This is a genomic window from Stenotrophomonas sp. YJH_SMC_101-4 (genome assembly GCF_059370395.1).
The window spans coordinates 78,039-103,655 of sequence record NZ_JCAFTP010000006.1 but is presented as its reverse complement, the minus strand read 5'-3'; the positions used below and the strand labels follow the sequence as shown (position 1 = coordinate 103,655).

19 protein-coding genes are annotated in these 25,617 nt (G+C 67.7%); 9 read left to right on the top strand and 10 right to left on the bottom strand.

Annotated features, from left to right (window positions below):
- Window positions 1-8: 8 nt before the first annotated feature.
- From AC5P8D_RS19070 to AC5P8D_RS19055, 4 genes are read right to left on the bottom strand one after another with little or no spacing between them, the layout of a single operon-like run.
- Window positions 9-1,292: a TRAP transporter large permease gene (locus AC5P8D_RS19070; RefSeq protein WP_005421133.1), complete on the bottom strand. Its 1,284-nt coding sequence runs from the start codon at window positions 1,290-1,292 to the stop codon at window positions 9-11.
- Between the two features lie 3 nt (window positions 1,293-1,295).
- Window positions 1,296-1,826, bottom strand: a complete 531-nt coding sequence (locus AC5P8D_RS19065; RefSeq protein WP_019658831.1) for a TRAP transporter small permease — start codon at window positions 1,824-1,826, stop codon at window positions 1,296-1,298.
- A 10-nt stretch (window positions 1,827-1,836) separates the two neighbouring features.
- A complete protein-coding gene (locus AC5P8D_RS19060; RefSeq protein WP_019337391.1) occupies window positions 1,837-2,838 on the bottom strand; it encodes a TRAP transporter substrate-binding protein in 1,002 nt (333 codons plus the stop codon).
- Window positions 2,839-2,878: 40 nt separating this feature from the next.
- On the bottom strand, window positions 2,879-3,706 hold the full coding sequence (locus AC5P8D_RS19055) for a 2-keto-4-pentenoate hydratase (RefSeq protein WP_414614512.1): 828 nt from the start codon (window positions 3,704-3,706) through the stop codon (window positions 2,879-2,881).
- Window positions 3,707-3,880: 174 nt separating this feature from the next.
- On the opposite strand from AC5P8D_RS19055, the gene AC5P8D_RS19050 reads away from it, so the two are divergent.
- Genes AC5P8D_RS19050 through AC5P8D_RS19040 form a run of 3 tightly spaced genes read left to right on the top strand, consistent with a single transcriptional unit; the run spans window position 3,881 to window position 7,113 of the window.
- On the top strand, window positions 3,881-4,855 hold the full coding sequence (locus AC5P8D_RS19050; RefSeq protein WP_049453892.1) for an alpha/beta hydrolase: 975 nt from the start codon (window positions 3,881-3,883) through the stop codon (window positions 4,853-4,855).
- Window positions 4,852-6,474 (top strand): carboxylesterase/lipase family protein, encoded by a 1,623-nt coding sequence (locus AC5P8D_RS19045; protein ID WP_019337394.1) that lies wholly within the window; start codon window positions 4,852-4,854, stop codon window positions 6,472-6,474. The genes AC5P8D_RS19050 and AC5P8D_RS19045 overlap by 4 nt, the downstream gene beginning before the upstream one ends.
- Window positions 6,475-6,525: 51 nt before the next feature.
- Window positions 6,526-7,113 carry a cysteine dioxygenase family protein gene (locus tag AC5P8D_RS19040; RefSeq protein ID WP_019337395.1) on the top strand — a complete coding sequence of 196 codons (588 nt, stop codon included), beginning with the start codon at window positions 6,526-6,528 and terminating at the stop codon, window positions 7,111-7,113.
- A gap of 34 nt (window positions 7,114-7,147) precedes the next feature.
- Here AC5P8D_RS19040 and AC5P8D_RS19035 read toward each other — a convergent pair whose 3' ends face one another.
- Together AC5P8D_RS19035 and AC5P8D_RS19030 are read right to left on the bottom strand one after the other, a co-directional pair.
- Complete coding sequence (locus AC5P8D_RS19035) at window positions 7,148-10,951, bottom strand: LamG-like jellyroll fold domain-containing protein (protein ID WP_019337396.1); 3,804 nt, start codon at window positions 10,949-10,951, stop codon at window positions 7,148-7,150.
- 138 nt (window positions 10,952-11,089) lie between these two features.
- Window positions 11,090-13,840 carry a TonB-dependent receptor gene (locus AC5P8D_RS19030; RefSeq protein WP_029550752.1) on the bottom strand — a complete coding sequence of 917 codons (2,751 nt, stop codon included), beginning with the start codon at window positions 13,838-13,840 and terminating at the stop codon, window positions 11,090-11,092.
- A 285-nt stretch (window positions 13,841-14,125) separates the two neighbouring features.
- Here AC5P8D_RS19030 and AC5P8D_RS19025 point away from each other — a divergent pair, with 285 nt between their 5' ends.
- From AC5P8D_RS19025 to AC5P8D_RS19010, 4 genes are all read left to right on the top strand, one after another.
- On the top strand, window positions 14,126-15,145 hold the full coding sequence (locus AC5P8D_RS19025) for a sugar kinase (protein WP_026346897.1): 1,020 nt from the start codon (window positions 14,126-14,128) through the stop codon (window positions 15,143-15,145).
- Window positions 15,132-15,770, top strand: coding sequence for a bifunctional 4-hydroxy-2-oxoglutarate aldolase/2-dehydro-3-deoxy-phosphogluconate aldolase (eda, locus tag AC5P8D_RS19020; RefSeq protein ID WP_019658823.1), 639 nt, complete (start codon window positions 15,132-15,134; stop codon window positions 15,768-15,770). The genes AC5P8D_RS19025 and eda overlap by 14 nt, the downstream gene beginning before the upstream one ends.
- 96 nt (window positions 15,771-15,866) lie before the next feature.
- A complete protein-coding gene (gene adhP, locus AC5P8D_RS19015) occupies window positions 15,867-16,895 on the top strand; it encodes an alcohol dehydrogenase AdhP (protein WP_043397743.1) in 1,029 nt (342 codons plus the stop codon).
- Between the two features lie 127 nt (window positions 16,896-17,022).
- Window positions 17,023-17,415: a hypothetical protein gene (locus AC5P8D_RS19010; protein WP_043397740.1), complete on the top strand. Its 393-nt coding sequence runs from the start codon at window positions 17,023-17,025 to the stop codon at window positions 17,413-17,415.
- A gap of 34 nt (window positions 17,416-17,449) precedes the next feature.
- On the opposite strand, the gene ligD is transcribed toward AC5P8D_RS19010, so the two are convergent.
- The 3 genes from ligD to AC5P8D_RS18995 all read right to left on the bottom strand — a co-directional run bounded on the left by ligD (window position 17,450) and on the right by AC5P8D_RS18995 (window position 21,382).
- Window positions 17,450-19,936, bottom strand: a complete 2,487-nt coding sequence (gene ligD / locus AC5P8D_RS19005) for a DNA ligase D (RefSeq protein WP_126560151.1) — start codon at window positions 19,934-19,936, stop codon at window positions 17,450-17,452.
- Window positions 19,937-19,938: 2 nt separating this feature from the next.
- Window positions 19,939-20,844: a non-homologous end joining protein Ku gene (gene ku / locus AC5P8D_RS19000; protein WP_010487384.1), complete on the bottom strand. Its 906-nt coding sequence runs from the start codon at window positions 20,842-20,844 to the stop codon at window positions 19,939-19,941.
- 139 nt (window positions 20,845-20,983) lie between these two features.
- The gene (locus AC5P8D_RS18995) at window positions 20,984-21,382 is read right to left on the bottom strand and encodes a hypothetical protein (protein WP_010487387.1); all 399 of its coding nucleotides are present in this window, start codon (window positions 21,380-21,382) and stop codon (window positions 20,984-20,986) included.
- 144 nt (window positions 21,383-21,526) lie between these two features.
- On the opposite strand from AC5P8D_RS18995, the gene AC5P8D_RS18990 reads away from it, so the two are divergent.
- Complete coding sequence (locus AC5P8D_RS18990; protein ID WP_029380149.1) at window positions 21,527-21,871, top strand: hypothetical protein; 345 nt, start codon at window positions 21,527-21,529, stop codon at window positions 21,869-21,871.
- Between the two features lie 42 nt (window positions 21,872-21,913).
- On the opposite strand, the gene AC5P8D_RS18985 is transcribed toward AC5P8D_RS18990, so the two are convergent.
- Window positions 21,914-24,004, bottom strand: a complete 2,091-nt coding sequence (locus AC5P8D_RS18985; RefSeq protein WP_329759983.1) for a TonB-dependent receptor family protein — start codon at window positions 24,002-24,004, stop codon at window positions 21,914-21,916.
- A 171-nt stretch (window positions 24,005-24,175) separates the two neighbouring features.
- Here AC5P8D_RS18985 and AC5P8D_RS18980 point away from each other — a divergent pair, with 171 nt between their 5' ends.
- The gene (locus AC5P8D_RS18980; RefSeq protein ID WP_043397726.1) at window positions 24,176-25,378 is read left to right on the top strand and encodes an amino acid aminotransferase; all 1,203 of its coding nucleotides are present in this window, start codon (window positions 24,176-24,178) and stop codon (window positions 25,376-25,378) included.
- Window positions 25,379-25,617 lie beyond the last annotated feature (239 nt).

Below are 25,617 nucleotides of genomic sequence, written 5' to 3'. Positions count from 1 at the left end.
CTTGTGGCTCAGCCGCGCAGCGCGGCGGGCAGCCACAACGACAGTGAGGGGAAGAAGGCCACGACCAGCAGCACGGCGAGCGCGGCGAACCAGAACGGCCAGATCGTGCGCATGCTCTGGCCCACGCTGATCTTGCCGATGGCCGTGCCGATGAACAGCACCGAGCCCACCGGGGGCGTGACCAGACCCAGGCCACCGGTGAGCACCAGCACCAGGCCGAAGTGGATCGGATCGATGCCGTAGGCGCGGGCCACCGGCAGGAAGATCGGCGTGCAGATCAGGATCATCGGCGCCAGGTCCATGAAGGTGCCCAGCAGCAGCAGCATCACCACGATCATCAGCAGCACCATGAACTGGCTGTGCGCGAACGACTGCAGGAACTCGACGGCGGCCGCGGGCACCTGCAGGTAGGCCAGCAGCCAGCCAAACACGGCGGCGGTGGCGATCACGAACAGGATCACGCCCGTGCTGCGCGCCGCGTGGATGACGGTGTCGAAGAACTCGCGCCAGCGCAGTTGCCGGTACAGCACGGTGGTCACCAGCAAGGCGTAGACCACGGCGATGGCTGCGCTTTCCACTGCGGTGAAGATGCCGGCACGGATACCGATGAAGATCAGCGCGACCAGGCCCAGGCCGGGCAGGGCGGAGACGATGCGCAGGGCCACGGCGCGCCAGCCGGGAAAGACCTCCACGCCATAGCCGCGGCGGCGCGCCACCGCATAGCCGGTGACCATCAGCGCCAACGTCATCAGCAGCGCGGGGACAATGCCGGCGGCGAACAGATCGGCGATGGACAGGCCCCCACCGGCAGCGGCCGAGAACAGGATCAGGTTGTGCGACGGCGGCACCAGCAGCGCCACCAGCGCGGCGGTGATGCTGACGTTGACGGCGAAATCGCGGTCGTAGCCGCGCTTGACCATCTGCGGGATCATCGTGCCGCCGACCGCCGAAACGTCGGCAATGGCCGAGCCGGACACGCCGCCGAAGAACAGCGAGGACAGGATCGAGACCTGGCCGAGGCCACCGCGCAAGCGCCCCACCAGCGACGAGGCCAAGGCGATCAGGCGCTCGGAGATGCCGCCGCGCATCATGATCTCGCCCGCGAAGATGAACAACGGAATGGCGATCAGCGAGGCCGAGCCGGTACCGGCCGAGATCTGCTGCACCAGCACGATGCTGGGGATATCCAGGTAGAGCAGGGTGGCCAGCGCGGCAGCGGCCAGCGCGTAGGCCACCGGCACGCCGAGCAGCAGCAGCACGGCAAACACGGAGAACAGGATGGTGATACCCATGGATCAACGATCTCCTTCAGCGTCTTCGGCGCCGGTGGCGCGGGCCTGCAGCGCGTTCCACGCACGGTTCAGCGCGAACAGCAGCATCAGCCCGCCGCCCACCGCCAGTGGCAGGTAGTTGATGCTCTGCGGCAGATCGGCGCCGGCGGTCTTGATGTCCAGGCCGTCGAGCAGCAGATCACCCGACCAGAAGGCGATGAAGCCTCCCAGCACCGCCACCACCAGCTGCACCAGCACGTCCACCGCACGGCGCAGGCCGGGGCCCAGGTAGGCATGCAGCAGGAAGAAGCCGAAGTGGCGGTTGGTGTGCACACCGCAGGCGGCACCCAGGCTCATCGCCGTGGCCAGCAGCAGCAGCGTGACCGGCTCAGTCCAGCTGGGCGAATCGTTGATCACGTAGCGCGCGAACACCTGCCAGCCCTGCACCACCACCAGCCCCAGCAGGGCAGCAACGGCGCCGTAGATGGCGATGTCGGCGATGCGGTCCAGCAGGCGCTGGCCAGGCCCGGTGGCGGGCGTCGTCGTCTCGATCATGGCAGTGTCCTCAGGCGGCGCGGATGCGGTCGACCAGCGCGGCGATCTCCGGCTGCTGCAGGTACTGCTGCAGCAGCGGCTGGGCGGCGGTGCGGAAGGCGGGCATGTCCACCTCGTTGGCTTTCACCCCATAGGCCAGCACGGCGCGGCGTGCGGCGTCCTCCGACGCATCCCACTGCTCGCGCATCACCTTCACCGACGCGCGCGCGATCTGCAGCAGCAGCTGGCGGTCGTCAGGCGACAGGCGTTCGAAACTGGCACGCGACATCAGCAACACATCCGGCGCGTACGAATGGTCGCTCTGCGACCAGTAGTGCGCCGCTTCGAAGTGGCGGCTGGAATGGAAGCTGCGCATGTTGTTCTCGGCGCCGTCGATCATGTGGGTTTCCATCCCGGAGAACGTGTCGCCCAGCGACATCGGCGTCGGGTTGGCGCCGAGCAGGCGCATCAGCTGGATGAAGATGTCCGATGAGGCGACGCGCAGCTTCAGGCCGTGCAGGTCCTTGGGCGAAACGATGGGGTGCTTGGTGTTGTAGAAGCAGCGTGCACCGGAATCGTAGATCGCCAGGCCGACCAGGCCGCGGCCCTGGAAGCCGCGCAGCACGGCTTCGGCCACGCCGTCATCCAACGCGGCACGCTGGTGCGCCACCGACGTGAACACGTAGGGCAGGCACAGCGCCTGGGTCAGCGGAAAGGCATTGTTCAGCGCACCGGCATACACGCGGGTGATATCGATGGCACCGAAGCGCGCCATGTCGATCGCCTCGGATTCGCGGCCCAGCTGGCCGGAGTGGTACTGGCGCAGGCGCAGGCGACCGTTGGTTTCGCGCTGCAGCGTTTCGCCGATCCACTTCACCGCGGTGACGGTAGGGTAGTCGGCCACATGCACGTCGGTGGCGGTCAACAGCGCGCCACCGGCCATATCGCCGCCCGGCCCGCGGCCACAGGCGGCGAGCATCGGGGTGGCCAGGGCAGCAGCGCCCCCGGCCAGGAAGTTACGTCGTGTGATCATCTGCGCCCTCCCGCGCGTGTTCACCAGGGCAGCCCCGCGGTCATCCCGCGGGCACGGCCCGGCAGGCAATGTCACCGAAGCCGGCAAAGCGCACCAGCGCCGTTTGTCCTGCCTCGATATCGTGGATGCCGGTGGCATTGCCGGTGGCGATCAGGTCGCCCTTGCGCAGCGGCCGGCCACGCAGGGCCGAACGGGACAGCGCAAAGGCATAGGCCGCGCGCAGGCCACCGGGCAGGCGGGTGGCGCCACCGGTGCCGACCACCTCACCTTCGATCAGTGTCTCGGCACGCAGCGAGTTTTCGTCGCGTGCGGTCCAGTCGACGATCTCCGGGCCCAGCACCAGGCCGTTGTTGTTGCCAAAGTCGGACACCACCACGCGCGGACCAAGTTCGTTGATGGTGGCCAGCGGGCTGCTGGCCACTTCCACGCCGATATAGAGGCGCGCAGGCAGCGCTTCGGCCTGTTCCGGGGACCAGTCCAGCTGTCCGGCCGGCGCGTCCTCCAACAGCTCCAGCACGTACTCTGCTTCGACTGCGCCGAAGCCCCCGACGAAGACCGGGATGTCGGTTGTTCCACCGGTATCATTCCAGAGCTGACGTTTGAAGATCGGCCCCAGCAGGCGCTCATCGCCGGAGCCGTCGCGGCGCTCGGCAGCGATGTAACCCACCTTCCAGCCGACCACTGTATCGCTCCACAGGCCAATGGCCTGGTCCTGCACTTGGTAGGCAGCCACCAGATCGACGGGGATCTCTCCGGGGAACGCGGGCAGGGCCTTGCCTGCGCGGCGTGCATCGGTGAAGGCGCGGGCGATGGCGGCTGCACCGTCCGGCGCCGGCCTCTGCCCCTGTGTGCCGTGTTCGTTGCTCAAGAACGGTCTCCCTCTGCGTTGTTGCACTGCCCATCGACAGCGTCTGCAGGAGGTGTATATGGTAAACCGGTGTCATCACGCAAGCCGCAGCGCATCACACCCGCTTCCGGGGCGCCTGCGGCACGCTGCCCACCCTTCGCTGGAGCCCGGTCCGCCATGCGTCTGCCCCCTCTTGTGCTGTTCCTGTGCGTTCTGTTGACGCTTGCCCCGGCACGTGCCAGCGACGTCCCGCTGCGCGACGGCCAGCGGCTTGCCGGGGAGGTGGCGGGCGAACGCCTGCCGCTGTGGCCGGACGGCCAGGTACCTGGCCAGAGCGCTCCGGCGCGGAAGGCGCGGGTGGTTGAGCGCAGCCCCGATCCGGCCCATCCGGACCGGTTCGTGGACGGGATCGATGCGCCATACATGATCGTGCACGCGCCGCCACGTCCGAACGGGCAGGCGGTGCTGGTCATTCCGGGCGGCGGCTACCAGCGGGTGGTAATCGACAAGGAGGGCAGCGCGCTGGTGCCGGACTGGGTGCAGCGGGCAGGCTTCACCCTGTTCGTGCTTCGCTACCGCCTGCCGCAGCCGGGCAGGGACCGCCAGGCGGCGCTGGCCGATGCCCAGCGTGCGCTGCGGGTCGTGCGCGACCAGGCCGCGCGCCGCGGCCTGGAGGCGGACAATGTGGCGGTCATGGGCTTTTCCGCCGGCGGCCACGTGGCTGCGCGGCTGGCCACCGGCTTCGATGCGCCGGTCTATCCCGCACGCGATGCGATCGATCAGCTGAGCGCGCGCCCGGCACGGGCGGTGCTGGTCTACCCGGTCATCGACATGGGCGCGCATGCGCACAGTGGTTCGCGCGGGCGATTGCTGGGCGAGCGCCCTGACCCCGCATTGGCGACGCAGTACTCGGTGCAGGAGCACGTGCATGCGGACATGCCGCCGACGATGCTGATCCATGCCAACGACGATCGCGTGGTCAGCGTGCACAACAGCGAGGTGATGGCGCAGGCGCTGGCCAGGGCGGGTGTCGAGCACGAACTGCATGTGTTCGCCCATGGCGGCCACGGCTTCGGCATGCGCCTGCAGCCCGGCTCCACCCTGTCGCAGTGGCCAGCGCTGGCGCAGGCATGGCTGACAGCAGGAAAGGATGCGGAGGGCAGCCGATGACGAGAGCACCCGACGATCTGCAGCGCCGCCGTTTCCTGCGCGACAGCGCGCGCTGGGCGCTGGCCACGGCCACGCTGGTGGCACTGCCGGCAGCCGCGATGCCCGGTGCGCGCGACGAACGCCTGCCGATCGTCCGCGTGCGCGGGGGGCGCCTGCGCGGCCAGCATGAACAAGGCGTGCTGGTATTCCGCGGCGTGCGCTACGGCGCCGATACCGGCACCCATCGCTTCCAGCCACCACGCCGGGAAGCGGCATGGAACGGGATCGCCGATGCACTGGACTATGGCGCGGCCGCACCGCAGGGCGGCGCGGAAGGCCCCGGCAGCGAAGACTGCCTGTTCCTCAACGTCTGGACCCCCGCACTGGGGGATGGCGGCCGCCGCCCGGTGCTGGTCTACATACACGGGGGTGGGTTCAACAACGGCTCCGGCAGCGATCCGCTGTACGACGGCAGTGCGCTGTGCCGCCGCGGCGATGTGGTGGTGGTGACCCTCAATCATCGGCTGAACACCTTCGGTTACCTGTACCTGGGCGCACTTGGCGACGCACGCTACGCCGCGTCGGGGAATGTCGGCCAGCTCGACCTGGTACAGGCGCTGCAGTGGGTGCGCGAGCACGCGGCGATCTTCGGCGGTGACGCTGGAAACATCACCGTGTTCGGCCAGTCCGGGGGCGGCGCCAAGATCGCCACGCTGATGGCGATGCCGGCGGCACGCGGCCTGTTCCAGCGCGCGTGGACGATGAGCGGGCAGCAGGTCACCGCGGCCGGCCCGCGTGCCGCCGCGCAGCGCGCTGCCATCGCAATGGAGGCAGTGGGTGCAAAGGACCTGTCTGCCCTGCTGCGGCTCCCGGCCACGGATCTGCTTGCAGCCACCCGTGCCCGCGATCCATCGCGGGTGGAAAGCACGTCGCTGTACTTCGGGCCGGTACTGGACGAAGTCTCCCTCCCGGTGCATCCGTTCTGGCCGCAGGCGCCGCGGCAGTCGGCCAGCATTCCGATGGTCATCGGCAATACGCGCGACGAGACCCGTGCCTTCCTCGGCAACGATCCGGCCAACTTCACCTTGACCTGGGAGACGCTGCCGGCACAGCTGCAACGCCAGCAGTTCGTGGATCTGCTGCCGCAGACGGTGATCGCCGAGTACCGGCGCCTGTACCCGCATTACACGCCTTCGGAGGTGTTCTTCGCGGCCACTACCGCAGGACGTTCCTGGCGCGGCGCAGTGGAGGAGCTGGAAGCGCGTGCGCGCCAGCCCAGCGGGGCCGCGCCCACCTGGGCCTACCAGCTGGACTGGGGCTCACCGGTGGAGCAAGGCCGGCTGCGCGCCTTCCACACGCTCGACATCCCGCTGGTGTTCGACAACGCCGGCCTGCCCGGCGCACGCACCGGTGGCGGCGCGGACGCGCATACGCTGGCGGCGACAATGAGCGACGCACTGATCGCCTTCGCGCGCAACGGCGACCCCAATCATCGCGGAATGCCGCAATGGCCCCCCTACGCGCTGCCCCGGCGGCAGACCATGCTGTTTGATCGCCAGAGCGGCGTGGTGGACGATCCTCGTGCCGGCGAACGTGCGCTGTACGCGAAAGTACCGTTCGTGCAGCGCGGCACGCAGTGATGACACCGCGGTGCAAACATTCTGTTAACCCCTCTCGGCTAGAGTCGGGGCATGGGAACGATGTCCTTGCCACCGTCATTCACCGGCCGGGAGCGGCTGTTCGCTGCGATCGATGCCGCGGTGATGCTGGGCACGCCGGAGGCCATCACCGGTGCGCTGCAGCAGGTGCTGCGCGAGGCCATCGTCGATCCGTCCATCCAGCTGCCCCCCTGCGTGCGGCGCCCGGTCGAAGGGCATTACGCACGCCGTGAACTGCACCGCAGCCCGACCTTGGGCTACAGCGTCATCGCCATGTGCTGGGGCCCGGGCCAGGGCACGCCGCTGCACGACCACGATGCGATGTGGTGCGTGGAAGGCGTCTGGCAGGGCGAACTCATCGTCACTCCCTATGCGCTGATTGAACAGGATGGCGAACGTCATCGCTTTGCCGCCCAGCCCACGCTGTACGGCCACCGCGGTAGTGCCGGCAGCCTGATTCCGCCGCACGAGTACCACACGCTGTGCAACGCCAGCGAAGCGGACGTGGCCGTGTCGCTGCATGTCTACGAGGGCGTGATGGAACGCAGCGCGGTGTTCGAGCCGTTGGATGATGGCTGGTACCAGCGCCGGATGAAACGGCTGGAGACCGAGGCGTCCTGACCCACGCCGGATCACGCCCGGCGTAATGCAGGCATCATCGCGGCACGCCGACCACGTTGTTGAGCCGGGTCACTTCCTCGCCACCGTCGGCCAGCGCCACGCGCACGCGCAGGCCGCTGCGGTCACCGGCCGGCAACGGCAGCCAGACCTGCACGGTCTTCGGCTGCAGGTCACTGGGTGCCCCCAGCGCCGGCACGTCCGTGCGGGCGATCTCGCGACCGCGCGCGTCTTCCAGCATTGCTACGGCCACGCCGGTGCCGACATGGCCCAGGCTGTGCACGGTCACCTGCAGCTGGCTGCCGTCGATGCGTACGTCGCCGCGACCCACGCCCAGGTCCGGCCGTGTTTCCACCGGTGTTCCCTCGGACACGCGTTCGAACTCGAACACCTCGGTACGCCCGGGACGGAACTGCAGCGCCACCGAAGCGCTGGTTTCCAGCTGTACGCGGCGTTCGGCGGGCGTGCCGTCGATGTGGCCATCGCCATCGGCATCCACGCCGCTGCGTATCCGCCAGGTCCCGCTGGCCACGTTCCAGCCGGTCATGTCGGCGCCGATGGTGCGCGTGCCCAGGTTGTAGCTGGTAACGGTGAAACGTTCACGCGACGGCGCATGCACCAGCAGGGCGACCTGTTCGGCCGCTCCATCGCGGTCGAAGCGCCAGCTGACGGTGTGGCCGGGCCAACTCTGGTTGCGCTTCAGCGCGATCCCACCCAGGCGTGCGCGCTGGAGGAATTCACTGGGCGCTTCCACGCGGTCGGACCACCAGTGGCCCTCGGTGTTCATGTACGCGCGCTGCACTTTCGCCTGCAGGCCGTCGGCATGCAGGGCGGCGATGTATGACCTGTCGCCGCTGGCCTGCCAGGCCATCAGGCTGGCGAAGCCGGTTTTTCCCGCGTCAGCCTCGGCGCGCAGCAGCGGATACCAGTCCTGTTGCCGGCCCAGTACGTCCACGACGTTCTCGCCCAGGTTGGCCAGTGCGCCCGGACCGCCACGGGCCACGCGGTAGTCCAGTGCCTGCAGGTACTTCGCATCGCCGCTCCAGCGCCACGCCGCCCAGAAGGTGTGCATCGTGTCGCCACTGCCGGAGCCGTTGTTCAACTCGCCGCCGCGGGTGGCACCGCTGGCCCAGTTGATCTCGTTGGGCAGGGTGAAGCGTCCCTTGTCGTCCTTGCCTGCGTGGGCCAGATAGCCATCGGCCAGGCCGATCACCAGCCCGCGGCCGGTGGGGTCGGCGTTGTACTGGCCCAGCAGGAACGCCGGGTGCAGCACCGGGAACGAATACGGCTTCTGCCACTGCCAGTTCGGTTCGCGGTAGACCTTGTTGCCACCGAACCAGTTGCTGGAGAACAGCAGGTGGCCCTGCGGGTTGCGCAGGATGATGCGCTCGTCGAAGGCCTTCACCGTTTCCATCAGGCGTTCCAGCGTCAGCGGATCGCCCCAGTTGAGGTAGAGCATGGCGCTGTTGGTGTTGATGCCTTCCTCATAGGAATGCAGCTCGTCGGTCTCGATGGTACTCAAGCCGTTGCTGAACATGCCGTTGCGGTACACCGCGTCGGACAGCGCGGTCAGCGAGGCGTTCAATCGATCCGGCTGCACGCCCATCAGGGCCAGCCCCGGCCACTGCTGGGTCAGGTCGGAATCGTCCGAAATGCCACCACCGAAGTCACCGTAGGCCCCCTGCCGTTCGTCGATCCACCAGTCGACGAACTGCCGCACCTGCGCCAGGTCCTGCACCTGGTTGAATGCCCACGCCGGCACGCCCCTGGGCACGGCAGGCGCCGTGTAGGGCGGGCGGCCCTGGCTGTTGTAGCTGATGTAGTTCCAGTACAGGCGGCCGAGTTCATGGTCCGGGTCCACCCGCAGCAGGTCGCTCAGGTCCGCGTACACGCGCGCGTACAGGCGCTGGCGCTTGGACGTGGTGTGCTCTTCCACCAGGAAGCCCCAGTTGTCGCGGACTTGGTTGAAGCGGTCGGCCACGTGCTCCTTCAGCGCGTCGGCACGCGGCTTGAACACCAGCCGGACCTGCGCACCGTCGAGGGCATCGGCATCGAAGCCTGGTGCGGCCGAGGCGATGCTCAGCCACAGGCTGTCCGGGGTGAGGATGCGATCGCGCAGGTCCAGCCACAGCGTGCGCGCCTGCCGTGGCGGCACCGACACCGATACATCGATCATGTCGCGCGCCGGCCAGATCGGATCCTTGATGCGGATGTTCAGCGGGATCAGTCCATCGTGGGTGGGCGGCAGGTCCAGCGCGGGAAGGTCGATGGCCACGCCGTCCAGGCCGTCGTGCATGTTCTCCCAGCTGTAGGCCCAGCTGCGGATCAGCGGCTGGTTGGCCGGCGCGTCACCCACCCCGGAAGGAATCAGCACGTGCACGATCGGCTGCGGATGTGCGGGCAGGGTGCCGGCATCCCGGCGGCGGGAACCGGCGCCCTTCGGCAGCGCCATCACCGTGCTGCGTTCGGCGGCCGGGAAACGTCCGTCGATGTAGCGGCGCAATGCGTCCAGGTTGGTGTAGTCGGGCAGCGCCCGGCTGTCGATGATGTAGGTCTGCTTCACCGTGCCTTCCGGCTCGGTGCCCTTGCTCACGTGGTAGGCCCAGATTTCCTGGATCGGTGTTTCCTGCTCGACGTTGCTGAAACGCAGCACGCCGCCGCGCTGCGCGGCAATGTCGTCGACGCTGCGCACCACGCCGCGCGGGCGCGTGACCAGCACGTCGGTGGCATGTTCGGCGTCGGGCCCGTGGGAAAGGGTGCCGAAGGCCGCACCACGGATCTCCACCCGGTTCACCGTTTCGGTGGCCGGCAGGGTCAGGTCCAGGTGCTGGCCGCCTTCCACATAGGTGTTCCAGTCCGGAAGCTGGAAGTAGTCATTGCGGCCGGGCAGGCGCGAGCGGTTGTACACGCCCGGCCAGGTGGTTTCGGCGATGCCATCGGTGGCCTTCCACATCCACGCCTTCAGGTCGCGGGTGTCGGCGAATTCGATCTTGCGGATGCGGGTGCCGGCCGACGCCAGCGCAGGCGGTGCCGCGCCTTCCCACCCGAAGCGATGGCGCCACGCGCGCTCGTCGCTGGCCGGCGCCACCGCGCTGGCCGGCGCCTTGCCGCCTGCCAGTGCCTGCACGGCGGGGGCGTCGAGCATGCGGTCGTACACCCGGATGTGCTGGAAGTCGCTGCCACGCAGGAAGTTGTAGCGGCTCTGCACCTGGTAGGGCGCCATCACCCGCCCGGCCAGGCCGAGCTGGTCCAGCGCCGCATCGTAATCGCCTGTGGCTTGTGCACGCGCCACTTCGCGGCCATCGATGAACAGGCGCACGCCGTGGTCCTCATCCCAGGCGAAGGCCAGGTGCAACCACTGGTCGGGACGCGGCAGTGCATCCATGCGGAACGACACGCGTGTGCGTGCCAAGTTGGCATCGGTGACGAAGGCATCGAAGCCGTGCCCGTTCCAGTCGATGCGCAGCCAGGCCATGTCCCAGCTGCTGTGGTCGGCGTAGCCGACGCGGAAGATCACGAACGGCGCTTCACCCACCGCATAGCGTGAACGCCAGTCGAAGGCCAGCGTGCCGCGCTGGGCCAGGATGTTGCCCGGCGCGTCCCAGGCAAGCACGCCGTCGTCTTCCCATTGGATGGCCTTGCCATGCTCGCCGTCGTCGACCACCGCGACCTTGTCGCGAAAGTTCGCTACGGCCTCACCGTGAGCGGTCACGGCCTGCAGGCCGTGATTGGCATCCACATCGAAGAGCAGGGTGGGGACATCGGCGGCGGCCGTCGCGGGGCCTGCAGCCAGGGCCACTGCCAGCAGCAGGCAGCGGGACACGGTCGTGCGGTGCGGCATGGAGACATTTCCTTTCAACGGGCGACGGCCGGCGGCGGGCCGCCGGACCGTAGCAAGGCCACGCCGCAGCGGCACCTTGCGGCGCAGCAGCGGTCATGGCGAACCGCGGCGCGTATCGGTACGCGCCGCCGGCGTTGCTCAGAACTTGTAGCGCACGCCCAGCAGGAACTGGCGGCCGGTTTCGGTGTACTGGAGTGGCAGGCGGCCGGTGGCGGGCGAGTACACCCATTCATCCGAGGCTTCGTTGGTCAGGTTGATGCCTTCCAGGCTCAGTTCCAGCTGGTCGCTGATCTTGTAGCGGATGGACGCATCAATGACCGTGGTGCCGGTCATGCCGTGGTAGCCGTCCAGGTTGAAGCCGGTTTCCTGACCGGGCACCTGGGTGAGGTAGTCATCGCGGTTGGTGGCGGAGACGCGGCCAGCGAAGGTCTCGCCTTCGTAGAACAGCGTTGCGTTCCATGACGATTTGGACAGGCCCAGCAGATCGTTCTTCATCACCGGCTGGCCAGCCGAGTTGATGTACTGGATCTTCGATTCGACCCAGGTGTAGTTCAGCTGCACGCCCAGGTTCGACCACTTGCCCGGCAGGAAAGTGAAGGGCTGGGTGTAGTTCGCCTCGGCGCCGTACAGCTCACCGCCGGGGGTATTGACTGGCCGGGTGAAGGTGAAGTCGTCGGTGGGCGAGGCGCCGGTACCGGTCAGCAGTTCGGCAGGCAGGCCGCTGTCGGTGTACGGGCGGTTCTCGCGCAGGGTCTGGACCGAGGTCTCGATGTCCTTGTAGAACAGGCCCAGGCCCGCCATCGCGCCTTCGGCGAAGTACCACTCGAAGCCCAGGTCGACATTGGTGGCGCGCGTCGGGTCCAGGTTGGGATTGCCGCTGGAGATGGTGCGCGCACCACCGGCCACGGCCACGGTTGCACCTGGCGTCAGGCTGCCCAGGCCCGGGCGGGTCATGACCTTGGCCGCACCCAGGCGGATCAGGAAATCGGGCGTGACCTCGGCCACCAGGTTGAACGAGGGCAGGGTGTCATCGTAGGTGCGGGTGGCGGTGGTGGAGGTGGTACCACTGGCCAGCGTCGACAGCCCGGTGGAGGTCTGCCTGGTGCGCACGTAGCGCACGCCGAAGTTGCCCGACAGCGGCAGCGAGCCGATTTCGGTGCTGAACTCGCCCATCAGGTAGGCACCACGGTCCTTCTCTTCCACGCTGCGCACGTTGTTGGCGCGCGGCGCGACGGCATAGATGCCGCTGTTGCTGTAGATGTCGAACTGGTCGGCGATTGCATCCAGGTTCGGCACCACCCAGTTGGACGGATTGCCATTGATGCCCTTCAGGCCGGCCTGGTTGATCATGTCCACGGGCACGATCCTGCTGCCGCTGGCGAAGGTCGGCACGGCCAGTTCGCTGGCACGGCGCAGTTCGGTGGTCTTGAACGTGTAGTCCTTGGCAAGCACGCCGCCCTTCAGGCGGAAGCCGGGGCTGATGTTCCAGTTGAAGTCGATCTGGCCGGTATCGAAGTCGTTGTCCACGTACTGCGGGCGCAGGCGGATTTCCGCCAGTTCCCAACCGTTGGGGTCGGTCGGGTCGATGCCGTAGTTGAGGATCGGGAAGCGGCTGTTGCCACGGTAGTCGTAGCTGTAGCCCTTGACGTCGTACTTGTCCATGATGACGGTGGTCTGCACTGGATTCTCGTGCCTGGAGCGCGAGATGCCCAGCTTGCCGGACACGGTGAAGTCGTCGCCGAAACGGTGCTGGCCGTTCAGGCTGATCTGCTTGAACTCGGTGCTCCACTCGTCGTGGCGGTTCTCGGTACGGATGTCGACGTTGTCGAATTCACCGTACAGCAGCGCGCCGTTGCGGATCTCGCCGTTCCTGACGATGGTGCTCGGCTTGCCGACCAGGCGCGGGGTGCTGCTGCTGCCACGGCTGAAGGAAATCGCTTCGATGTACTGCTCGTCGCGGGTGGCATCGATCTTCGAGTACAGCATGTCCAGCGATACTTCACTGGCATCGCTGGGCTTCCACTGCAGCGAGCCGGTCACGCCCAGGCGCTTCTGCTCGTGTTCCATCTGCACGTAGCGCGGGAAGCGCGGGTGGAATACATCAGCGGCGCGTGCGGCGGCGAACGGCGATGACGCAGCGAAGTTGCCATTGCTCGGGCCGTTGGCCCAGCGGCCGGTGTTGGAGCCTTCCTCCAGTGCCTGGCGCTCGGAGTAGGCCACCGACAGGAGGGCGCCGAAGGTACCATCGGCGAAGGTGTTGGAGACCAGCGCGGCCAGCCGCGGGTCGGCCTTTTCGGCCATCTGGTTGTAGCCGGCCTGGCCGCTTGCGGCGAAGGTGAAGCCGTCGTAGTCGAACGGGCGCGCGGTGCGCAGGTCGACAGTGGCACCCAGCGAGCCTTCCTCGACGTCGGCCGAGGCGGTCTTGCGCACCACCAGCTGCGAGAACAGGTCCGAGGCAAACACGTTGAAGTCGAAACCGCGGCCGCGGTTGGTACCACCGCTCTGGTCACCGGCGCCGACGGTGGTCAGCGCTTCCATCCCATTGATGCGCACGCGGGTGAAATCCGGGCCCAGGCCGCGCACCGAGATGTTGCGGCCTTCGCCGGCTTCGCGTGTGATCACCACGCCCGGAATGCGCTGCAGCGATTCAGCCAGATTGAGGTCGGGAAACTTGCCGATGTCTTCGGCGACGATGGCATCGACCACGCCGGCCTCGCCGCGCTTGATGTCCAGCGCCTTTTCGACACTGGCGCGATAGCCTGTGACGTTCACCGTGTCCAGGTCGGTAGCGGTCTGCTGCTGGGCGGCCGCGCTGGTGGACAGGGCGAGTCCCACCCCCAGGGCCAGCAAGGTAACCGGTGTCTTTTTTCCATGGATCCGAGATTGCATGCCTTTCCCCTCTCCCAAAGGTCTGGTATCGCAGCTGCGCGGCGAAATGACACCGCTAGTCAAAACCGACGTTAGCAGCACCACCGGGATCGGGCATCTTGCACCGCAACAGATTTGCAATGTCTCCAAGACGCTTGCAGGACAAAGGTTTCGACATATAGCCCAAGCGCTCTCAAGGCGTCTTCGGTCTAGAATGACACCGCTAGCCAATCGCCACGCCCCTCGCGTGGTCCACTTACACGCCATGCAGTGTCCCATGCTGGTGGCACGCGTGAAGGAGCTGAGATGGGTCGTATCGTGTGTTTTGGAGAGTTGTTGCTGCGCCTGGGTGCCCCCGGCAACGAACTGCTGCTGCAGTCGCCGCAACTCCAGGTCCATGTGGGAGGGGCCGAAGCCAACGTGGGTGTCTCGCTGTCCCGGCTTGGACATCAGGTGGCCATGGTCAGCACCGTGGCCGGCAATGCGCTGGGGGCGCATGTACTGGGTGAACTGCGGCGGCACGGCGTGGATACGCGCGGTGTGCGCGAGGACGCCGAGGGCCGCATGGGCCTGTACTTCCTCACCACCGGCGCGGTACAGCGCGCGAGCGAAGTGGTCTACGACCGCGCGGATTCGGCGTTCGCGCGCAGCACTGCAGCCGACTACGACTGGCCAGCGCTGCTGCAGGACGCGCAGTGGCTGCACGTCTCCGGGGTCAGCCCGGCGTTGGGCCCGCACGTGGCGGCGGCCACGCTGGCGGCGGCGCGCGCGGCAAGACAGGCCGGTGTCCGCGTCTCCTTCGACGGCAATTTCCGGCCCCGCCTCTGGCAGCGCTGGGGAGGCGATGCGCAGGCGGTATTGCGCGAACTGTTCGCGCAGGCCGACATCGTGTTCGCCGACTACCGCGACATGGAGGTCGTACTGGGCACCCGCTTCACCCAGCCGGACCTGATGGAGCGGATCGACGCGGCCGCTGCCGCCGCGTTCGGTGCCTTTCCGCAACTGCAGTGGATGGCCTGCACGCAGCGGCAGGTGCTGAGCGTGGACCACCATGTGCTGGGCGCTGTGTTGCTGGGTTGCGACGGAACCCGCGCACAGGCCCCACTGCGTCATCTGCAGGGCATCGTCGACCGCATCGGTGGCGGTGATGCCTTCGCGGCCGGCATCCTGCATGGCATCCTGTCCGGCCTTGATGCCGACGCCACCGTGCGGTTCGGCCTGGCCGCCGGGGCGCTGAAGCACTCCATCCCCGGCGATTTCAATCCTGTCAGCGAAGCTGACGTGCTGGCCCTGATGGGCGAGGAGCGATTCGATGTCCGCCGCTGATCCGCGCGTACGCGCGGTCCTGAAACTGGCACCGGTGATTCCGGTGTACACCCCCGAAGACGTGAATGACGCGGTCGAAGTGGCCCAGGCCCTGTTCCGCGGCGGCCTGCCGGTGATCGAAGTGACCCTGCGCACGCCGCAGGCGCTGGACGCGATCACGGCCATGGTCGAGGCCGTACCGGACGCGGTGATCGGTGCCGGCACCGTGCTTACCCCGGCGCAGATGCAGGCGGCGAAGCAGGCCGGAGCGCGTTTCGCGGTGTCCCCCGGCGCCACGCCGGCACTGTACGCGGCCGCGCGCGATGCCGACCTGCCGTACCTGCCCGGTGCGGCCACGGCCTCGGACCTGATCCTGGGCCTGGAGCACGGCCAAGACACGTTCAAGTTCTTTCCCGCCGTGCAGGCCGGCGGTGCCGCGCTGCTGGCGGCCTGGCACGGTCCATTCGCCGACGTGCGCTTCTGCCCGACCGGTGGCATCAGCGCGCAGACCGCGCCGCAGTTCCTGCACCTGCCCAACGTGCTGTGCGTGGGTGGCTCGTGGTTGACCACGCCGGCACTGCTGCAGACCCGCGACTGGGAGGCCATCGAGCGCCTCGCCCGCGAGGCCTCGGTGCTGGCCAGCTGAACCCGGCGCACGGATCTTCAAAGGTTTGATCGTGATCAAAGCGCCGGCCTCGTGCCGGCGTCATTCTGTGGGCAAGCGCACTACGGAGATCCGAACATGAATTCCACCATGAAGGCCGCTGTCGTGCGTGAGTTCGGCAAGCCACTGGTCATCGAGGAAGTCTCGGTACCACGCCCGGGGGCGGGCGAGGTACTGGTCAGGATCGAGGCCTGTGGTGTCTGCCACACCGACCTGCACGCCGCCGAGGGCGACTGGCCGGTCAAACCGAACCCGCCGTTCATCCCCGGTCACGAGGGCGTGGGGCACGTCGTGGCCGTGGGTGGCGGGGTCGGGCACGTCAGGGAAGGCGACAGGGTCGGCATCCCCTGGTTGTACTCGGCGTGTGGCCATTGCGAACACTGCCTGGGGGGCTGGGAAACGCTGTGCGAAACGCAGCGCAACACCGGTTACTCGGTCAACGGCGGCTTCGCCGAGTACGCACTGGCCGATGCCAACTATGTCGGCCTGCTTCCAAAGGACGTGGGCTTCGTGGAGATCGCGCCGGTGCTGTGCGCCGGCGTGACCGTCTACAAGGGCCTGAAGGTCACCGACACCAGGCCCGGTGACTGGGTGGCGATCTCCGGCATCGGTGGCCTGGGCCACATGGCCGTGCAGTACGCCCGCGCAATGGGCCTGAACGTGGCGGCGGTGGACGTGGACGACAACAAGCTGGCGTTGGCCCGGCAGCTCGGCGCGCAGATCACCGTCAACGCGCGCACCACCGACCCCGCTGCCTTCCTGAAGAAGGAAATCGGCGGCGCGCACGGCGCCCTGGTCACGGCGGTGTCGCCGAAGGCGTTCGAGCAGGCGCTGGGCATGGTCCGCCGTGGCGGTACCGTTTCGCTCAACGGTCTGCCGCCGGGCAACTTCCCGCTGGACATCTTCGGCATGGTGCTCAACGGCATCACCGTGCGGGGCTCGATCGTCGGTACCCGGCTGGACCTGCAGGAGTCGTTGCAGTTCGCCGCCGAGGGCAAGGTCGCCGCCACAGTCAGCACCGACCGCCTGGAAAACATCAACGACGTGTTCGCGCGCATGCACGCGGGCACCATCGAAGGCCGCGTGGTGCTCGACTTCGCCGCCTGACCGCCTGTGCATGGCCGCCGTCGCTCCGTCCCCCTCTCCCACGGACGCGGCGGCCATGCCGATCCATCGGTAGTACCGGCCGCAGGCCAGCAACCCCAGGCACTTCGCGCAGCCTTACAATGCGCGCATGCCCGCACTGCTCAAGACCCTGTTCCTGTCCTTCGTCGCCCTGATCGGCGGCGTGCTGTCGCTTGCGCTGGTCAGCAGCGTCGCCAGCTGGCTGCCCCCGCTGGTGGGCATGTCGCCGGACAACAACAGCGTGCAGCTGGGGTGGGATCTGGCCTTCAGCGTGCTCGGTGGCATCGCCGGCATTTCCTTCGCCACCTACTACGCGCCCTGCTGGCCGCGTTCGCATGGTTTTTCCATCTGGTCACTGATCGCGCTGGGCTGCGGCTACGCGGTGTGGGCCGCAGGCGCTGATTTTCCGCTCTGGTTCGTCATTTCGCTGCTGGCATCGCTGCCGTTGCAGCTGCTGGCCGGCTGGTGGTTCGGCCGACGCGCGTCGCGCGACGCAAGGTAACGCCGCCCCTGTAGAGCCGGGCCCATGCTCGGCTCTACAGGTCCATGCGCGGCAGCGTCTGCTTCAACCGCGCGATGCCCTGCCATGGGTCACCCTTCAGCCGCTTCGCGCGCGCCAGTGCCTTGGCCATCGGAAACGCGTCGGCCGCACTGACGCGTGCAAGCTCTTCCCATCGCAGCGGCACTGCCACGCCGGCGCTGTCGCGTGCACGCAGCGACCACGAGCACACGCTGGTAGCACCCCGTGTGTTGCGCAGCCAGTCGATGAAGATCACCCCGCCGCGCTTGGCCTTGCTCATCGTCGCCACGTAGCGATCAGGCTGCTCCAGCGCCATTGCCTGCGCGAACGCCTCGCAGAACGCCTTCGCCTCGTCCCAGCCTGCCTTGGGCTGCAGCGGCACCACCACGTGCACGCCCTTGCCACCGGACAGGCGTACGAAGCTCTTCAGGCCCACCTGCTGCAGGCGGTCGCGCACATCGCGTGCACCGGCTTTCACCTGTGCCCAGCTGACGCCTTCGCCGGGGTCGAGATCGAACACCAGACGATCCGGATGTTCGGGATCGGCCACGGTCGCGCCCCAGGGATGCAGCTCCAGGGTGTTCATCTGCACCAGCTGCAGCAGGCCGCGCGTGTCGTCGATGTAGACGTAATCCTCGCGGCCGCTTTTCTGCTGCAGGGGCACCGCATGTACCGCATCGCCCAGGCCGGGACCATGGTGCTTCTGGAAGAAACAAGCCTTGCCTACGCCGTCCGGGCAGCGCAGCAGTGACAGTGGACGTCCGGCGATTTCGGGCAGGATCCAGCGCGCCATGCGCTGATAGTAGTCGGCCACGTCGCCCTTGCGCAGTTTCTGCTTTGGAAACACCACCCGCTCCGGATGAGTGATCTGGACCTCACCTCCGGCTTCGGCATCTGCGGTGCTCATTCCCAGGTCCTCCTTCTGCTTGTCGCTGCGCAGCCGCTTGAAACTGGCCTGGCGCAGCAGGCCTTCCTTGCCCCAGCCACGGAACGCCACCTCCGCCACCGCCACTGGTGTCACCCAGCGTACGCTGGCAGCGCGGAACGGCACATGCGCCGGCAACTGCAGCACGGGCGTCTTCACTGCCAATGGCCGCAGTGCCTTGAGCAGCGCACGCAGGCTTTCATCGTCGAAGCCGGTGCCAACGCGGCCGACATAGCGCAGGCCAGCCTTGTCCGGCGTGGCCAGAAGCAGCGAACCGAATCCCACCCGGGAACCCTTGGGTGCCGTGTAGCCGACAATCACGAACTCGTCGGTGTCTTCGTGCTTCACCTTCACCCAGCTGCGCGCGCGGGTATTCACGTACGGCGCATCCACCTGCTTGCTGACGATGCCTTCAAAGCCGGCCTCGCCGCTGGCATCGAATACCTGCGGCCCATGGTCGATCACGTGTTCGCTGAAGGCCAGGGTGCCGGGCGCGGGCCCGATGAGGTCCTTCAGCAGCGCCTTGCGCTCCACCAGCGGTGCACGACTGATGTCCACGCCGGCCACACCCGGAAGATCGAACACGATGTAGCGCAGTGGTTGTTTCGAACTGCCGTCGATCACGCGCTGCAACGCTGCGAAGTCACTGCGTCCTTCCTTGTCCAGCACCACCAGCTCACCGTCCAGTCGCGCATCACGCACCGGCAGCGCCCGCACGGCCTGCACGACCTCGGGAAAATCGGCCGTCCAGTCCAGGCCGTTGCGCGAGCGGAGTTTCACCTCGCCATCGTGCAGGTCGGCCAGCAGCCGATAGCCATCCCACTTGATCTCATGCAGCCAGCGCTCGCCGTCCGGGGCACTGTCGCGATGATCGGTCAACTGCGGTTTGAACCCGCGGGGATAGGGCGTATCACGTGCGCCGTGCAGCTGCAGTGCGCATGCATGCCAGCGCGCATCGGCCTTGCGTGTGGTCGTCCGTGCGGCGGGGACCGAGCGCACCGCCTTCCCTGCGGAACGCTTCTTCGCCGCAGGTGCTCGTTTCGGCATCGGTGCCGTCAGCAGGTCATCCGCCTCGGCGTCGCGCCCTTCACCATCGTCGCGCTTGATCAGCAGCCATTGCACCTGGCGTCCTTTCATCGCGGTGCGCACCAGCTTCCAGCCACCGGCCAGGCGTTGCCCATGCAGCACGAAGTCGATCTTTCCTGCCGCCAGTGCCTGCAGAGGATCACCTTCGCAGGCCCAGGTACCCTGATCAAACACCTCGACGTGGCCCGCGCCGTAGTGGCCTTCGGGAATGTCTCCTTCGAAGGTGGCGTAGGACAGCGGGTGATCTTCCACTTCCACGGCCAACCGCTTCTCACCGACGCGAAGCGAAGGACCTTTCGGCACCGCCCAGCTCTTCAGCACGCCGTCCATCTCAAGGCGGAAGTCGTAGTGGCGCGAGCTGGCATGGTGCAGCTGGATGACGAAGGTCGGCCGCCGCCTCGGATCACCGCGGACGCGCGTGTCGTCAGGCTCCGGTGTCTGCCCGGCGCCACCGCCAAGTCGGCGTTTGCGCCGGTACTGGTGCAGCGACATGGTCAACCTGCCTTGCGCCGGGTGGTTTTCTTCACGGCCTTTTTGGCGGTCTTCTTCGCAGCCTTCTTCGCCGGTGCCTTGCGCGTCGCCGTCTTCTTCGCCGGCGTGCGCGTGTTCGCATCCAGGCTCTTCTGCAGCAGCGCCATGAAATCGACCACGTTGGTACTGGCGTCCTCGCGCGGTGCCGGCTCATCGTCCACCCGCGTGGTGCCGCCCTTGGACTTGATGCGCTTGTTCAGCACCTGCTGCAGGCGCTCGCGGAATTCATCGTGGTACTGCGACGGATCCCAGTCGCCGGCCATCGACTCGATCAACTGTTCGGCCATCGCCGTTTCCTTGCTGGTGATGCGGTAGTCGGACAGCTTGCCGGTGGGCAGCTTGTAATCCTCGGGATCCACCAGTTCCTGCGGATAGCGCAGGATCATCAGCACCAGCGCGTCCTCATGCGGCATCACCGCGCACAGGTATTCGCGCGTGCGTACCACCACCCGCGCGATGCCCACCTTGCCGGTGCTGCGCAGCGTTTCGCGCAGGAGCACGTAGCCCTTTTCGGCCTTCTTGCCAGGTACCAGCAGATAGGGTTTCTCGTAGTAACGCGGGTCGATCTGCGCCGCATCCACGAACGATTCCACTTCCACCGCTTCGTGGCTCTCCGGTGCGGCCGAGCGGATGTCGCCTTCCTCCAGCACGACATAGCTGCCCTTGTCGTACTCGTAGGCTTTGACGATGTCCTTCCAGGGCACTTCCTCGCCGGTGTCGGCGTTGACCCGTTCGAAACGGATCGGCTTGCGATCGCGGGAGTCGAGCATGCGGAACTGCAGATCGACCTTGCGTTCGCCGGACATCAGCGACACCGGCACATTGAGCAGGCCAAACGACAGCGTGCCGGTCCAGATCGGGCGGGCCATGGGCGTACCTTTGGCGGGGCAGGGTGCCCAGCGTGGGCCGGAGGGCGTAAACCAACCGTGTCCGTGCCGTGCACGTCAGGTGGCGCGACCACTTGGCTGTAGAGCCGAGCCCACGCTCGGCTGCTTCAAGTGCCCGCCACTACTGCAGCAACGGCCTCACCGCCGCCGCCGGAATATGGTCCAGTGCGCGCCAGGCGTCCTCCACCACCGGCCGTGCCTGCGACCAGCTCAACCGCGACTGCCCGCGCATCTGCTCCCAGTGCTCGGCCAGTTCCTCGCAGGTATCGGCGGCATCACCACGTGGCCAATCCGCGGCATGGGTGGTCAGCGCGAAGGCATACACCGGGCACAGATCACGCCAGTTGCGGTGGCTCTGGCCACGCCTCTCCTCGTAATCGCTGAGCATGTACTGCAGGTAATCCTGTGCCACCGCCTGCGGATCTTCCTGGCGGCGCGTGCGGCGCTGGGCGGTGCGCTGGCCAAGCGGATCGAGCAGGGCGTTGAACACGGACGGTGCGGGTCGTTCAAGACGGGGCATGGCCGGCTCCTGCAGCGGGGCGGGTGGGCAGGAATACGCGCGGTGCCGTTACCGGGGGGTGAGCGAGATGTTCATGACGCCAGGTTCGCAGTGGCTTTACCTGCAGGGCGGTGTAGTGGGAGCCCCGAGTGCAGGTACCAGACCATGAGCCGAGAGACCTCACGAGACCCGATGCGGGAAAACCACCCGCCCCTTCCCGGTGAACAGCGCGGCAAGCGCGATGCCGACAACGCCGACTACCGCGGCACCGGTGCGCCGTTCTTCGATGCCGAGCACGGTGACGACCATCTGCCGGTGAGACATGTGGCTGAACAGGCGGCCCAGGACCGCAAGGATGGCGGTGACCGCCATCGCGGTGGCCAAGAGAGCCCGCTCAAGCGCCGCGAGCGCAAGCAGCGCGCCAGCGACAACCAGGACGAGGCGCTGGAGGAAACCTTCCCCGCCAGCGACCCGACCTCGCCGTTCGTACCGGCCAAGGCCCCCGATTGACGGTAGCGCCGGGCCCTGCCCGGCGCGCGCAGCGGTCCCGCGCTAGCGCCACGACCACTGCACACCCACGCTGGCCCGCCGTCCCGGCCCGGGCTCGTAGTAGCGGCCATTGCCATCGTTGACGATCACCGAGCCGATGTAGGCCTGGTCCAGCACGTTCTCCAGCCGCGCGAAGGCACGCAGTTCACCGCCGGGCAGGGTCCAGCGGCGTCCGCCCTCCACGTGCAACAGGGCAAAGCCCGGCGCCCGTTCGGTGGCGACGTCGTTGACCACGGTATCGCTGCTGGCCGTGGCCTCCAGTGCCCATTGCCAGTCGGCGGGGCTCCACTGCAGGCGTGCGAACGCCTGCTGGCGCGGCACACCCGGCAAGCGACTGCCCGCCGCGACCACGTTGTTCGAGGTCAGGTAAGGCGAGCGCACCTGCGCCTGCAGCCAGGTCCAGGCCAACTGCAGTTCCAATTGCTCGGCCAGCGGCTGTCGGTACTGCAGTTCCACGCCCTGGCGGCGGGTGCGGCCAATGTTGCGATAGGTGCTGCGCCCTCCGGTGTTGCTGGCAACGGCCAGCTCATCGTCGGTATCTGCACGGAACAGGCTGATATCGAGCTGGATTCCGCTCTGCGCGTGCCACTTGCTGCCAATCTCCAGATTGCGGCTGCGGGCGGCCGCCAGGTCCAGTGCCAATCCCGCCTGCCCGTCGGCGCGATAGCCCAGTTCGTTGAAGGTGGGGGTTTCGAAACCGCGGCCGATCGCAGCATGCAGCCGCCACTGCGGGCTGGCCTCAAAGCTGATCCCGGCCACCGGCGTGGTGGCCTGGTAGCGCCGGCGGCCACTGTCATCCGGGTTGCGGCCGATGATGTAGCGGTCGTCGGATTCGAAGCGCACGGTGCTGTGGCGCAGGCCAGCCAGCAATGACCAGCGTGGACTCCACTGCCACCACGCCTGCGCGAACTGATCGACGTTATGCACGGTGTCGATCTGGTCTCTGCGCAGGCGCCCACGTACGCCCAGCGTGCTGCCGATGAAGTTCTCGTAGCCGGTCCGATGCTGGCGCTGGCGGTCGGCGCTGAGTCCGGCCACCAGGTCCAGCGGTCGCCCGGCCAGATCGCCGTGCCAGCCCCAGCGCGCGTCCAGCCCGCCGTAGCCGGCGTCCAGATCGATCACGCCGCCGGCATGCAGCGGATTGGCCTGCGCCGTGGGCGGAATGGGCAGGAACTGGGTCACCGCGCGCTGCCCGGCATAGCCCATCAACTGCCAGCGCTGCGCTCCCGTTTCACGGGTCCAGCGCAGGCCAGCCTGCTGCTGGCGCACCGATTTGCGGGTGTTGTACGGGTGCGCCACCGCCGTGGCCTGGCGCGGATCCGCCGCCACCTGGGCACGGGTCAGGCCCAGCGGATCCTGTGCATCGGGGGCATCGAGCGCATTGAGCAACAGCTCCAGCCGCCCACCGCCCAGCGCACCACCGATGCGTGCGTTGAGCGATTCACGGCGCGCACGGCTGTGGTCCCGCCAGCCATCGGTGCGGAGGTGATTGGCGGCGATGTTGTAGTCCAGCAGGTGGCCGGCACCCTTCAGCTGCGCGCCGACACTGAGCGTGTTGTCGGCGCCAGCGTTGAGCCGCAACCGCCACGGGTCGCCGGCCTGGCCCTGCGCGCTCCAGACCTGCAGCACGCCACCGGAGGAGTTGCCGTACAGCGCCGAGAACGGCCCGCGCAGCACCTCGACGCGTTCGGCGCCCAACAGGCTGGCGTGTGACAGCTGGCCCTGGCCATCGGGCATGGTGGCCGGCACGCCGTCGATCAACACCCGCACCCCGCGCACACCGAAGGTCGAGCGCGCGCCGAAGCCACGGATCGACAGCTGTGTGTCCTGGGCGAAGTTCTGCCGGTCGCGCGCCAGCAGCCCTGGTACCCCGGCCAGCGCCTCGGACAGCTGCGCGCCGGTGCCGGCGCGGCTGGTATTGATCCAGACCGTGTCCTGGCTGGCCGGCAGCGCGAACGGGTCGATGCCCGGCACCCGTGCGGCCTGTACCTGCACCGCAGGCAGGGCGGTGGGCGCAGGCTCGGCCACCGCTGTCCAGGGCGACAGCAGCAGGGCAGACAGCGGCAGGCAACAGCGTCGTGCGGCGGGATTCATGATTCAGGTTGATGGATCGGGCGGCAACGCACGCCATGGTACGGGGCCGCGGATGACGATGGCGGCGGCCAGCCCCGGCAGGCTTTGTTACGATGGGCTGTTTCCGGCCGAAAAGCCGCGAACCGCGTGGCGCAATTCCTCCCCCTTTCCGTCTACCGAACGAGTACCGCCGTGTCCTTCTTTGCAAACGTGGAACTGGTCCCAGGCGACCCGATCCTGGGCCTGACCGAGGCGTACAACGCCGACAGCCGCCCGACCAAGGTCAACCTGGGTGTGGGCATCTACTACGACGAGAGCGGCCGCATTCCGCTGCTGCGCGCCGTCAAGCAGATCGAGCAGCAGCTCGCCGCTGAAGCCAAACCGCGCGGCTATCTGCCGATCGATGGCCTGCCGGCGTACACGCAGGCCACGCGTGAGCTGGTGTTTGGCAAGGACTCGCCGCTGCTGGCCGCCGGCCGCGTCACCACCGCACAGACCGTTGGTGGCAGCGGTGCGCTGCGCGTCGGCGCCGACGTGCTGAAGAAGCTGCTGCCGCACGCCACCGTTGCGCTGAGCAACCCGAGCTGGGAAAACCACCGCGCCGTGTTCAGCGCGGCCGGTTTCGAGGTGCTGGACTACACCTACTTCGACCCGACCACCCATGGGGTTGATTTCGACGGCATGCTGGCCGACCTGGGCAAGCTGGAAGCCGGCACCGTGGTGCTGCTGCATGCCTGCTGCCACAACCCCACCGGTGCCGACCTCACGGTCAGCCAGTGGAAGCAGGTCGCGCAGCTGCTGAAGGACCGCCAGCTGTTCCCCTTCATCGACATGGCCTACCAGGGCTTCGACAAGGGCATCGAACAGGACGGCGCCGCGGTGCGCATCATCGCCGAAGCAGGCATCGACAGCTTCATCGTCGCCAACTCGTACTCCAAGTCGTTCTCGCTGTACGGCGAGCGCGTGGGTGCGCTGTCGATGGTGGCGCCGACCGCCGCTGACGCCAAGGCCGTGCAGTCGCAGGTCAAGCGCGTGATCCGCACCATCTACTCCAGCCCGTCCACCCACGGTGCTGCGCTGGTGGCCGGCGTGCTGACCAACCCGGAACTGCGTGCGATGTGGGAGCAGGAGCTGACCGAGATGCGCGAGCGCATCCACGCCCTGCGCCACGGCCTGGTCGAGAAGCTGGCCGCTGCAGGTGCCCCGCAGTTCGGCTTCATCAACGAACAGGCCGGCATGTTCTCGTATTCCGGCCTGAGCCGCGAGCAGGTCGAACGCCTGCGCGACGAGTTCGGCATCTACGCCGTCGGCACCGGCCGCATCTGCGTGGCCGCGCTGAACCAGAACAACCTGGAATACGTCGCCAAGGCCGTGGCCACCGTCGCCAAGGGCTGAAGCAAGGCTGCACGGGTTTGAGAACAAAGGCGCCGAAAGGCGCCTTTGTTTTTGCTTCTGCTTTGCCTCTGCCTTTGCCACACCCTCCGCGCTCGCGGCGAACCCTGAAGCGCAGGGCGAGGCACACCGTGGCCAGGACACGCCGTAAACCCATCCATGGGGGCTCGGTCGGCGCATCCATGCGCCTCACGGTCCTGGCCACGGTGTGCCTCGCCCTGCGCCTCCATGAAGGAAGGCGC